The organism is Bacillus sp. NTK071 (assembly GCF_017303315.1).
Lineage (GTDB): Bacteria > Bacillota > Bacilli > Bacillales > Guptibacillaceae > Guptibacillus.
Genome location: NZ_JAFKOI010000001.1, coordinates 668,034 through 680,320 on the forward strand (window position 1 = coordinate 668,034; position 12,287 = coordinate 680,320).

Sequence of the window (12,287 nt, forward strand, 5' to 3'; positions counted from 1 at the left end):
ATGTCTGTTAAAGAAGAAGAGCTAACAAATAACTCGCCTCCGTGTGCTTCCAACAGTCTTAGTAATTATTTGTGGGACGACCATCCCGATGAAAATAAATGGGCGGACTGCGTTCATTGTGGGATGTGTCTTGAATCCTGTCCTACTTATTTAGAAACAGGACAGGAACAACACTCACCTCGTGGAAGAGTACATCTAATTAAATCAGTTGCCGAAGGAAAACTCGAGGTAAATGAACAATTTATGGATCCCGTTTTCCAATGCCTCGATTGTCGAGCTTGCACGACAGCATGTCCAGCTGATGTGGATGTGGGTGGTCTTATTGAAGAAGCACGTGGACAAGTGAGGCAAGCAATGCCTTTAACAGGATTGAATGGCGTTGTAAGCAGCTTTTTCCTAAAAGGATTATTTCCTCACCCTACTCGGCTTCAGGCAGTGGGCGGCTTATTGAAATTCTACCAAAAGAGTGGACTTCAAAAGGCAGTTCGATCGACAGGAGCACTTCGTATTATGCCAGATCATCTCGCTGAAATGGAAGCAATTATGCCTGAAATTAAACAGTCGGTTCATAAGAAATACAAAAGTGTTGATGTTATCCCAGCAAAAGGATCTTCGAAAGCACAGGTTGCTATGCTAAAGGGCTGTATCATGGATGTTATGTTTAGTGATATTAACGAATCAACGATCAATGTACTAACCTATAACGGTAATGACGTCACACTACCTAAAAACCAGACATGTTGTGGTGCATTACATATCCATGCTGGAGACAGAGAAACAGGTAAAAAGCTTGCAAAACAAAATATAGAAGCTTTTCAGGACGCTGATAAAGTTGTCGTGAATGCTGCAGGGTGTGGTTGTGCACTGAAAGAATATCCTGAGCTATTTCGCAACGATCCTGAATGGCATGAGAAAGCAGAAGTGTTTTCTGAAAAGATAGAGGATATTTCGAAATACCTTTATGATACAGGTTATATAAAACCTCAAAGCTCGATTAACAAAACCATCACATACCATGATGCTTGCCATCTTGCACATGGACAGGGAGTACGGCACGAGCCAAGGCAGTTAATTAATGACATTCCAGGGGTCAACTACATTGAACAACCTAATGCTGATACGTGTTGTGGCAGTGCTGGTATTTATAATATTACAAACCCTGAAATGGCTTCAGCTGTGTTAGAGCGCAAAATGGAGAATGTACCCCAGGATGTTGAAATGATTTCGATGGGAAATCCAGGTTGTATGCTCCAAATGGCTATGGGTGTTCAAAAATATGGCCGAGGCGGAAAAGTTGTTCATACTGTCCAACTGCTAGATTGGGCATATCAGGAGGATGAGAAAAAAGGTCTTGAAAATAAGGTAGCCTCGGTGAAGGAGTGAACAAAAATGCTTTTATCAAAGAAAAAGAAGCAGAAACTTGATCCAGACATTTTAGCACTCACTGAAATTGTAGGCGCTAAATCCATTCTACATTATAAGGAAGACCTACTTTCTTACGATTGTGATGGATTTACAATTCATAAAGCGATGCCTAAAGCAGTCATTTTTCCCAAGAACACAGAAGAAGTAGCCGCTGCAGTAAAATATTGTGCTGATCGCAGCATTCCTTTTTTAGCCCGAGGTGCTGGAACCGGCTTGTCTGGTGGAGCAATCCCATTAAACAATGAAGTAATTATTAGTCTTGTAAAGATGAAACACTTACTTGAGGTTGATTATGAAAATAGACAAGCTGTTGTCCAACCTGGATTTGTTAATTTAAAGCTTACAAACTCTATTTCACACAAAGGATACTATTATGCACCAGACCCTTCCAGTCAGTACGTATGTACAATCGGTGGCAACGTTGCTGAGAACGCCGGAGGAGCTCATTGTCTTAAGTATGGAGTGACAACTAACCATATACTTGGACTCGAAGTTGTCCTTCCTGATGGAGAAATCATCGAAATTAGCAAAAACGGCGTATTGGATATGCCAGGATATGATTTACTTGGTATTCTTACAGGTTCTGAAGGGACGCTCGGAATCGTGACGAAGATTATCGTCCGCATTCTAAAGAATCCTGAAGCTAAGAAAACCGTTCTTGCTTACTTCGACGATGTAGAAGATGGAAGCCATGCCGTTTCTGATATCATTTCTGCTGGGATTATTCCTGCAGCGCTTGAAATGATGGATCAAACCGCTATAGAAGGAGTAGAAAAGGGCGCCTTTCCAGTTGGTCACCCTGAGGATATTGAAGCTCTCCTACTAATTGAAGTGGATGGGATTGCAGAAGGAATTGAAGAGCAGATTGAGCAGATTTTAACTGTTTGCCGGAACAGGAATGTTCGTGAAGTTAAAGTAGCTCGTGATGAGGAAGAAAGAGGACGCTGGTGGGCGAATCGAAAAACTGGATTTGGCGCAATGGGCGCAATCTCACCTGACTACCTAGTTCAAGATGGGGTTATTCCACGTAGTAAACTCCCTGAAGTGCTTGAAAGAATAAGGTCAATCAGCGATGAATACGGCTTAAGGATTGCCAATATCTTTCATGCAGGAGATGGTAACCTTCATCCGCTCATTTTGTTTGATTCAAGGATTGAGGGAGAAACCGGCAAAGCATTAAAAGCTGGAACCGCATGCCTTAAAGCCTGCGCTGATGCAGGAGGCTCCATCACTGGTGAACATGGAGTTGGTATTGAGAAAAAGGAAGAAATGCGCTTTATATTTAGTGATGAAGAAATTGATGCACAAACAGCTATAAGAGATGTTTTTAATCCTACCAATCTATTAAACCAAGGAAAATTATTTCCAACCCCTAGCAGATGTATGGATATCAAAAAAGTGATAAAAGAAACTGCTATAACGAAATAGCACAAGGGAGAGAATGATATGAAATTTGGAAGATTCACTTATAATAACAGCATTTATAACGGTGTGTTTGAGGAAGATGTTATAACGATTATTGATGGAAATCCTTTGACTAAATGGTCTTATACAGATGAAAAGGTTTCGATTAATGACGTTGAGTTACTCGCACCACTTACTCCTAGAAATGTAATTGGAATCGGAGCAAACTATGTTGGGGATAAAGATTCATTACCAGACAAAATTCCAGAAATGCCTGTTTTCTTTTTGAAACCAGCAACTTCAGTTATTGGACCGAATGAAGCAGTCATTATTCCAGAGCAACTTCAGGAAGTGAAATTCGAATCAGAACTTGCCGTTGTCATTGGGAAAGAGGCTAAAAATATTGAAAAAGAGAAAGCGTTTGAGTATGTGTTTGGGTATACGGTAGGGAATGATGTAACAGCTCCACAATATTTCCACAATGATGGTCATTGGACACTGGGTAAATCCTTTGATACATTCACCCCCCTCGGTCCAGTTATCGAAACGGAGCTTGATCCTTATCACATTCATGTCACAGCAACAGTTAACGGAGAGCAGAAGCAGAATAGTCCTACAAAATGGATGATTGTACCGATTAAAGAGATGATTGCATATCTTTCAACAGTCATGACTCTTCATCCAGGAGACGTGATTCTAACTGGAAGCCCCACAGGAGCACATTTTGTTAAAAATGACGACACTATTACTTGCTCCATTAAGGAAATCGGTTCACTATCGAATACGTTCTCAAGGAAGTCATCTCTAATCGGGGTTACCCAACAGTAATTGGACAAGAAAGCAAGGGGGATATTTCCCCCTTTGGTTACCATAGAAGCGGAACGCGCTTTTTCAGACCAGAATACATACAACACAAAGACAGCAACTGAATAGTGAAAGAATGTCACGCTTCATTACCCAACAAATAACATTTTTGGAGGATGAGCAATGAGTACAGGGTTATTATCGATTCTTTCGTTACTGCCGATTGCTGCTGTAGGGATTTTTCTAGTAGGGTTACGGTGGCCAGCGAGTAAAGCCATGCCGGTTTCATACATCGTTGCCGTTTTTCTTGCGCTGTTTGTTTGGAAAGTTCCCGGTGCTACTGTTGCTGCAGCATCAGTAAATGGCTTAGTGGTTGCAGCAACCTTACTCTACATCATATTTGGGGCAATTCTACTATTAAATACCCTTCAAGAAAGCGGAGGTATCAAGACAATAAGAGAAGGATTCATCGGTATCTCACCAGATCGACGAATTCAGGTCATCATCGTTGCCTGGTTGTTCGGTTCTTTCATTGAAGGTTCAGCAGGTTTCGGAACACCTGCTGCAGTTGCCGTGCCGCTTCTCGTTGGACTCGGTTTTCCTGCCATGGCGGCTGTTATTGCTGGTATGGTCATTCAAAGTACACCAGTATCATTCGGGGCAGTAGGGACACCTATTCTTGTTGGAGTTCAAACTGGGTTAGCTGCAGATGCCAGCATTACAAACAATTTTCTAGCACTTGTTACAATGGTTGGAGGACGCGTTGCTATCCTACACGCAATAGTCGGAACACTCATTCCATTATTTGTTGTAGCACTTATGACGCGATTTTTCGGTAAAAATAAATCGTTTCGTGAAGGGGTTAAAGTGTGGAAATTTGCATTATTTGCAGCCTTCGCCATGACAATTCCATACGTTATTGTTGCTAATGTACTCGGACCAGAATTCCCTTCAATGATAGGGGGATTAGTTGGGCTCTCGATTGTTGTAACTGCCGCGAAAAAAGGTTTTCTTATGCCACGACCTGAAGAACAATGGGATTTTGACGATAAAGCCAATTGGGATCCTACCTGGACTGGTACGATTGAGATTAAAGACATTGCTCATAAAAGTGGTCATATGTCGATGGTTCGCGCCTGGCTTCCTTATATCCTTGTCGGCGTTCTTCTTGTAGCGACAAGATTGAAAGCGTTACCAATTATTGATTGGTTCCAAGCCTGGACTGTCTCTATTCCAAATATCTTTGGTACAGAAATCTCGTCTAGCTTTCAGCCGCTTTATTTACCAGGAACAATTTTTATCATCGTATCACTCATCACATTTGTCATCCATCAAATGAATGAAAAAGCTTACGTAAGAGCATGGAAACAATCAGGTAAAACAATGATAGCAGCATCAACAGCTCTTGTTTTTACTGTGCCAATGGTTCAAGTATTCTTAAACTCGAGCGGAGGAGCAGCTGGATTTGATAAGATGCCGATTGAGCTTGCAAATGGAGTTGCAGCCCTAACAGGTGATTTCTGGCCATTATTTTCATCATTTATAGGTGGGATCGGGGCATTCATTGCAGGAAGTAACACCGTTAGCAATATGATGTTTTCATTATTCCAATATGATGTAGGTTCTCAAATTGGTGTAGACGCTTCCTGGATTGTTGCCCTCCAAGCTGTAGGGGGAGCTGCAGGAAACATGATCTGTGTGCATAATGTTGTTGCTGCTTCTGCAGTTGTTGGACTTGTAGGGAGGGAAGGGGAGGTAATTCGAAAGACGCTCATTCCTTTTGTTTATTATGCAACAATGGCGGGCGCCCTTGGATATTCCATCGTATGGACGTCAGAAAAGGGATTGTTTAATATAGGAACAATCATAGCGACACTCATTTCAGTAAGTGCTATTTATATTATTGCGACGAACCGTTCACGCACTTCAGTTATCGAAATGAACAACACCTATAAATCCGCAAAATAAGCAACTCAAAAGCCCCTGTTGTCAGAAACAGGGGCTTTATACATCTATGAAGCTTTAGATTGAACAATTGGTTTAATAACGCTTCTTTTGCTCTTAGATGATACATTAAAAATAAGATTCATTACTATTGCAGTGATACTACCAGCAACAATCCCATTATCGGTAAGGATTTGGATGCTTTCTGGGAGTTGCTCAAAAATAGATGGGGCTGCTGTCACGCCAAGTCCCATACCAATAGAGCAAGCAATGATGAAAAGATTTTCTTGAGATGTTAAATCGACTCGCGTTAGCATTTTAATCCCATAGGCCATTACCATCCCGAACATAATAAGCATAGCTCCACCTAGTACAGGAGCAGGAATAATCGTTGTCATAGCACCTATTTTGGGAACTAAGCCTAGCACAAGTAACATTCCGCCTACAAGATAAATGACTTGTTTTTTCTTAATACCTGATAATTGAATTAAACCCACATTCTGTGAGTAGGTAGTGTACGGAAAAGCGTTGAATAGAGAGCCAAGTATAATGGCAAGCCCTTCAGCACGGTATCCTTTCTTGACATCATTTTGCGATAGTTCCTTTTCGCAAATATCACTTAATGCAAAATAAACACCAGTCGATTCTACAAGACTCACCAATACGACTAATATCATTGTAAGAATAGCAGTAAGTTCAAAGGTTGGTACTCCAAAATATAGTGGCTGGATCATATGAAACCAGGAAGCATCTTGTACAGGAGATAAACTAACCATCCCCAAAAGCGAAGCTATAATTGTACCAACAACAAGTCCCATTAATATCGTAATGGAGCGAATAAATCCTTTTGAAAAGCGTGTAAGTAAGATAATAAAAAGCAGTGTGCCAAAAGCAAGAGACATATTTTTTAATGAACCATAGTCAGCAGATCCTTCCCCACCTGCCATATTTCCCATTGCAACAGGTATAAGAGTAATCCCTATTATTGTAACGATAGAGCCTGTTACAACAGGTGGGAAGTATTCAATTAATTTGCTGAAAATAGGAGAGATAAGAACAACGACCACTCCAGCAACAAGAATAGAACCATAGATTGCCGTAATGCCATACTGACCTCCAATAGCTATCATAGGTCCTACAGCGGTAAATGTGCATCCGAGAACAACTGGTAAACCAATACCAAAGAAACGATTACTCATCACCTGCAAAATGGTTGCGACTCCACACATGAAAATATCAATTGAAACAAGATAAGTTAATTCTTCACCGCTAAGTCCTAGAGCTCCACCAACAATAAGGGGTACTACAACAGCACCTGCATACATAGCTAGGACGTGTTGAATACCGAGGGATGTATATTTAAACAAACTCATACCAAGCTTTCCTCTTCAGCAAAGGTCACCTGGCCTTCTTCCAATTGAGATATCTTGGCAAGGGATTCTACTCGATATCCTTTTTTTCTCAATCGTATCCCGCCATCTTGAAATGCTTTTTCAATTACAATACCAATACCCGAGCATGTTGCTCCTGCTTGAGAGACAACGTTTAATAGACCTTCTGCAGCTTGTCCATTTGCGAGAAAATCATCAATGAGTAATACACGATCCTGTGCAGTGAGAAATTTCTTAGACACTGAGATTGAATTAGTTTGTTGTTTAGTAAATGAGTAGACTTCCGCAGTAAGCAAATCCTCTTGAAGGGTTAAAGATTTTCTTTTTCGTGCAAAGATGAGAGGAACATTTAGTGTCAAAGCAGTAAATACAGCTGGAGCGATGCCTGAAGATTCAAGTGTTACAACCTTTGTTATATTTTCTTCTTCAAATAGTTTAGCAAACGTAGTTCCAATTTCATTCATTAGTTTTGGATCTACCTGATGATTTAAAAACGAATCTACCTTCAGAACCGTATCAGATAAAGCAGTACCTTCTTCTAAGATCTTTTTCTTTAAACTTTCCATATATAATTCCCTCCTCAAAACAAAAGCCCGAAGAACACCATCCTCACAAAAGAGTGAGCAAAATGTCCTCGGGCGATTGGTCATTAAAGAAATAAAATCCGCTCAAAAGGCTGCTCACTCATAGTCAAATCATTTACGGTGATTTGGTAGAAACTTGCAAGCCATATTCTTGCGGTTATATGAGTGATGTTCCTATTCAGGTTATGAGTGGTATTATAGCTCAACACCCAAATGATTGTAAAGATGAAACTTAACGATTTAACGTAGAATCAATTAAACGTTCGTTTCTACAGAAATACAATGTTCATTATTAGAAGGCAATAGAAAAGGCCATATATAAAATATGGCCTTTAGTGTAGTTATGATTTCACTAACTCAGAGAGCAACTCATAAGATTTCTTGCGCTTCTCATGATCATATATTGAAGAGATAACCATCATTTCATCGGCTTGTGTCTCATTGAGAAATTCCTGTAATTTTCGTTGGACCGTTTCAGGACTTCCAATGATTGAAGTGGCGAGTTGTTGATCTAAAGCTGCTAATTCATATTCACTCGCATTCAGTTTTTCAACAGGCGGTTGCATCGGTGCTTCATGATTGCGAATCAAGTTAAGAAATTGTTGCTGAAGCGTTGTTGCAAGGTAATTTGCTTCTTCATCCGTATCAGCCACTATTACATTTACCCCAACCATCGCATAAGGCTTATCAAGAACTTTGGATGGCTTAAAATGCTCATGATACGTTTTAATGGCAGGGATCGTATTCTTTGGTGAAAAATGACTTGCAAACGAGTAAGGGAGTCCAAGTTCACCAGCAAGCTTTGCACTATATAAGCTTGAACCTAGTAACCATGTAGGAATATTTAGCCCTTCACCTGGTACAGCACGAACTGGGGAAGAACCAGCACTCAATGTGGGATCAAAATAAGACCGCAATTCAGCAAGTAAATCAGGAAAATCTTGTCCCATTGACCCTTGGCCTCTTCGTAAAGCAAACGCAGTACGTTGATCTGTTCCAGGAGCGCGTCCAAGACCTAAATCAATTCGACCTGGAAAAAGCGAATCGAGAGTTCCAAATTGTTCTGCGATGACTAAAGGAGCGTGGTTCGGAAGCATTATACCTCCAGAGCCTACTCGAAGTGTTGACGTTCCAGCTGCAACATGTCCTATAACAATAGAAGTTGCAGAGCTCGCAATAAAAGGCATATTATGATGCTCAGCAAGCCAAAAACGGTTGTATCCAAGTGCTTCAACATGCTGTGCAAGGTCTCTTGTCCGATTCAGCGCATCTGTATAGGCGCCATATTCAGTTACCGGTGCTAAATCAAGTACAGAGTATGGAATATCATTGAGATCTTTATGTTGTTCAGGCATTATTTCATCTTCTTTCTATATTAAAAATTTAAAAGTATGTTTTGAGTTGCATTAAAACCTATACTTAATTTTATCAGGAGGATCATGAGATAGAAAATAATCCGCTCAACCATCAATCATATTCATTACGGTATAAACGAACTCTTGTTCGTCAATACTGGATAGTAATTACACGATGGGGAGAGGAAAGTATGGAAGAGCAGCGTTATCGCATTATGTTTGCTTATCGAATGAGAAGTGTTGGATTCCTTTGCCTGCATTGCTTCGATACCCTAGATAAACAAATCGTTACAATACCTGTTTATAGTGGATATGAAGGAATTGAAATGAATCATGGTTCAATGGCCAATTTTCCTGAAGAATTGAAACAAACACTATCTCTTGAAAAAGAGAAAATCGATCAAGGATATTATTCAATACGTACATGGGATATTGAGAATTTAGGATAACATTAGTAGCTTTTTATTTAATAATCCTCTTTGAGTCATCACGTTAACTAGATGGTCTTAATTCTGTTAGAATAGCTTTAAGAAGATTAAAGGGAGCTGCTTAGATTGTTAAACAAAGTTGATTATTTTTTCTATCCTGTTGATGTTACACAACCAACAGGTGCTGAAGTCACTTACTACTGGGAAATTAGCGTAGCAGAGTACGGCGGCAAAATTTATTCTTATGCAAAAGCGGATGAATTCGGTAGAAAAATTCGATGGCATGTAAGTGACCAACCGGATAAAGAAAGTGCACTTGAAGTCATTCAAGAAAAATGCAAATCACAAAGTAAATAATGAAGAAAAAAGCTAACGATATGAATTCGTTAGCTTTTTTATGTATTGAGCACATCGTAACCTATTGGAGCTGTTCATCCTAGCATTCATCCGTTACTTTGAGGGTATGCTTACTTAAAGATAACAACAAGATAGGATGATGACATAGTGAATCAAAAAATCATAGTCCTAAGCTCTCTCTTGCTTGCTCATTTTCTTCTTTTCATTAGTTTTGTTCAATATCCCGAAACATTCTGGCCTGTTTTCACGACTACACTTGGCATTCTAATTTTAATCAGCATCACAACCGGTTCTTTAGTGTTTAAAAAAATCACATTGGTGGATGCCTATTATATTGTGGTAAGTGCTGTATCGCTTTATATAATAAGTTATATAGGGATTCAAATCATTCAGTGGATTACTCCATCATTATTTGAAGATATGGAACAGTTTTATAAAATTGTTCAACCTATAAAGGCCTGGCATTACGTTAGCCTGGTACTGATTGTCATCCCTGGTGAAGAGATATACTGGAGAGGCTATATCCAGCAACAATTTAAACGGTATAAAAAGGGTAATACCATTATCATCGCTACCTTACTTTACGCTATTGCTCATCTTTATTCTGGTGCGCCATTATTAATCGTTGCAGCATTGGTTGGAGGGGTAGTATGGGGTTGGATCTATGAAAAGAGAGGGAACTTCTGGGTCCCGCTTCTTTCACACATTTTATTTGACTTACTCATCCTAGTATTTATACCGTTGCTTTAAAAACTCTTGAAAAGAGAAGTTGAAGCTATTAAGACCGGCTTATACTCTATTTTTGCGTATCCTATTTTCCTCAATCTAGATTAACAGGTTGCGACTTGGTTATACTTCTAGTAGTATTAGAATGAATGGCTAAGAATTGAAAAGAGGGTTATACATGAAAGAATCAATATACGGATTAACGTTTGATCAGCTAACTGAATGGTTGTTAGAACGTGGTCATAAGAAATTCCGTGCTTCTCAAGTATGGGATTGGCTCTATAAGAAGCGTGTTAAAGAATTCTCTCAAATGAATAATGTAAATAAAGATTGTATCAAACTGTTAGAAGATAACTTTGCGATTCAGACGTTAACAACGGAAATCAAACAGGAATCTTCCGACGGTACGATCAAATTCTTGTTCAAATTACAGGATGGTAACGTTATTGAGACGGTTCTCATGCGCTTCCATTACGGACAATCTGTTTGTGTGACAACACAAGTTGGCTGTAACATCGGATGTTCATTCTGCGCAAGTGGCTTATTAAAGAAAAGCCGAGACCTGACAAGTGGTGAAATTGTTGAGCAAATTATGAACGTGCAGCACGCACTTGATGAGAAGGCAAACGAAGAACGCGTAAGCCACATTGTTATTATGGGAATTGGAGAACCATTTGATAACTACGATAATATGATGGACTTCCTACACATCGTTAATTCTCAAAAAGGGCTTTGTATTGGTGCCCGTCACATTACAGTTTCAACAAGTGGACTTGCGAAGCAAATCTACGACTTTGCGAATGAAGATCTTCAAGTAAACCTTGCTATTTCTCTACACGCTCCTAACGACGAGCTTCGTACGAAGATTATGAAGATCAATAAAGCTTATCCGCTCGGAAAGTTAATGCCTGCGATTGATTACTATTTGGAGAAAACGAATCGCAGAATCACGTTTGAGTATATTATGTTACGAGACGTCAACGATCATGTGGAAGAAGCGAAACAACTTGCGAATCTCCTAAAAGACAAGCGTCATCTTTCATACGTGAACTTGATTCCATACAATCCAGTCGATGATCACTCTTATCAGCGTAGTGAAAAAGAATCGATTCTTGCGTTCTATGATACGCTTAAGAAAAACGGCATTAACTGTGTTATCCGTCATGAGAACGGTACAGATATTGATGCAGCCTGCGGTCAGCTTCGTAGTAAGCAAGTGAAAAAGCTTGAGAAGACAGGAAAATAAAATTGTTATTAAAAGACACACTCTCATTATGAGTGTGTCTTTTTGTGTGCTTTTATTTGCTTCAAACACATTCATTCCTTACTTGAATAAACTACTATAGCTACTTCACATCATCTTATTACAAGGAGAAATGAATAGAGATGAGAGGATTATTAGTTATTGGTTGCTTTCTATTATTTTGGATTGGGGCGGGGGTGTTAGAGGATATAGATAGAAAAGATTTCCCTTTTCAAATAGACCAGGATGACCTGGCAGTTCTATCTGGATACAATTACATGCATGCGGTTATGGATAATGACCTCCTTTTGCAATTAAATGTGTATGATCAAAACAAGCAACTTGTAAAAACATACTATGCAAGTGATCTTAATGAACTAGTACCATCAGCAGCTTATAAGCAAATTGTAGAAGAGAATGAGAAACTTTTTGTGTTATATGAGGAAAATGACACTAGTATATCTAGGAAAAAGTTAGTCGTAGGTCCAAGAGGGTCCTTAACATTCGTTCCAGAGCGATATTAAGAGTGTATCTTACAATTAGAGATACACTTTTTTTATTGAGATTAAGTAAAATTTTTTTCTTTACTTAAGAAATAATATCGATCTATTATACCCAATTCCGAC

General features: G+C 39.4%; 12 protein-coding genes and 1 riboswitch. Of the genes, 9 read left to right on the plus strand and 3 right to left on the minus strand.

The window, feature by feature from the left end; genetic code table 11:
* The 4 genes from JI666_RS03385 to JI666_RS03400 all read left to right on the plus strand — a co-directional run bounded on the left by JI666_RS03385 (position 1) and on the right by JI666_RS03400 (position 5,601).
* Positions 1-1,383 (plus strand): (Fe-S)-binding protein, encoded by a 1,383-nt coding sequence (locus JI666_RS03385; protein WP_206888918.1) that lies wholly within the window; start codon positions 1-3, stop codon positions 1,381-1,383.
* Positions 1,384-1,389: 6 nt separating this feature from the next.
* Complete coding sequence (locus tag JI666_RS03390; protein ID WP_206888920.1) at positions 1,390-2,853, plus strand: FAD-linked oxidase C-terminal domain-containing protein; 1,464 nt, start codon at positions 1,390-1,392, stop codon at positions 2,851-2,853.
* 18 nt (positions 2,854-2,871) lie between these two features.
* Positions 2,872-3,657 carry a fumarylacetoacetate hydrolase family protein gene (locus JI666_RS03395; protein ID WP_206888923.1) on the plus strand — a complete coding sequence of 262 codons (786 nt, stop codon included), beginning with the start codon at positions 2,872-2,874 and terminating at the stop codon, positions 3,655-3,657.
* A 159-nt stretch (positions 3,658-3,816) separates the two neighbouring features.
* Positions 3,817-5,601: an L-lactate permease gene (locus JI666_RS03400; protein ID WP_206888928.1), complete on the plus strand. Its 1,785-nt coding sequence runs from the start codon at positions 3,817-3,819 to the stop codon at positions 5,599-5,601.
* A 44-nt stretch (positions 5,602-5,645) separates the two neighbouring features.
* On the opposite strand, the gene JI666_RS03405 is transcribed toward JI666_RS03400, so the two are convergent.
* The 3 genes from JI666_RS03405 to JI666_RS03415 all read right to left on the minus strand — a co-directional run bounded on the left by JI666_RS03405 (position 5,646) and on the right by JI666_RS03415 (position 8,907).
* The gene (locus JI666_RS03405) at positions 5,646-6,950 is read right to left on the minus strand and encodes a nucleobase:cation symporter-2 family protein (protein WP_206888930.1); all 1,305 of its coding nucleotides are present in this window, start codon (positions 6,948-6,950) and stop codon (positions 5,646-5,648) included.
* Positions 6,947-7,534: a xanthine phosphoribosyltransferase gene (locus JI666_RS03410; protein WP_206888932.1), complete on the minus strand. Its 588-nt coding sequence runs from the start codon at positions 7,532-7,534 to the stop codon at positions 6,947-6,949. The genes JI666_RS03405 and JI666_RS03410 overlap by 4 nt, the downstream gene beginning before the upstream one ends.
* A gap of 101 nt (positions 7,535-7,635) precedes the next feature.
* A riboswitch (purine riboswitch) is annotated at positions 7,636-7,737 on the minus strand.
* Positions 7,738-7,893: 156 nt separating this feature from the next.
* Positions 7,894-8,907, minus strand: coding sequence for an LLM class flavin-dependent oxidoreductase (locus JI666_RS03415; RefSeq protein WP_206888934.1), 1,014 nt, complete (start codon positions 8,905-8,907; stop codon positions 7,894-7,896).
* A gap of 191 nt (positions 8,908-9,098) precedes the next feature.
* On the opposite strand from JI666_RS03415, the gene JI666_RS03420 reads away from it, so the two are divergent.
* From JI666_RS03420 to JI666_RS03440, 5 genes are all read left to right on the plus strand, one after another.
* The gene (locus JI666_RS03420) at positions 9,099-9,356 is read left to right on the plus strand and encodes a hypothetical protein (RefSeq protein WP_206888936.1); all 258 of its coding nucleotides are present in this window, start codon (positions 9,099-9,101) and stop codon (positions 9,354-9,356) included.
* A 105-nt stretch (positions 9,357-9,461) separates the two neighbouring features.
* Positions 9,462-9,692: a hypothetical protein gene (locus JI666_RS03425; RefSeq protein ID WP_206888938.1), complete on the plus strand. Its 231-nt coding sequence runs from the start codon at positions 9,462-9,464 to the stop codon at positions 9,690-9,692.
* A gap of 147 nt (positions 9,693-9,839) precedes the next feature.
* Positions 9,840-10,442, plus strand: a complete 603-nt coding sequence (locus tag JI666_RS21880; RefSeq protein WP_206888941.1) for a CPBP family intramembrane glutamic endopeptidase — start codon at positions 9,840-9,842, stop codon at positions 10,440-10,442.
* A 154-nt stretch (positions 10,443-10,596) separates the two neighbouring features.
* A complete protein-coding gene (gene rlmN / locus JI666_RS03435) occupies positions 10,597-11,664 on the plus strand; it encodes a dual-specificity RNA methyltransferase RlmN (RefSeq protein ID WP_206888943.1) in 1,068 nt (355 codons plus the stop codon).
* A 140-nt stretch (positions 11,665-11,804) separates the two neighbouring features.
* Entirely contained in the window at positions 11,805-12,185 is a 381-nt protein-coding gene (locus tag JI666_RS03440) for a hypothetical protein (protein WP_206888945.1), read from the plus strand.
* Positions 12,186-12,287 lie beyond the last annotated feature (102 nt).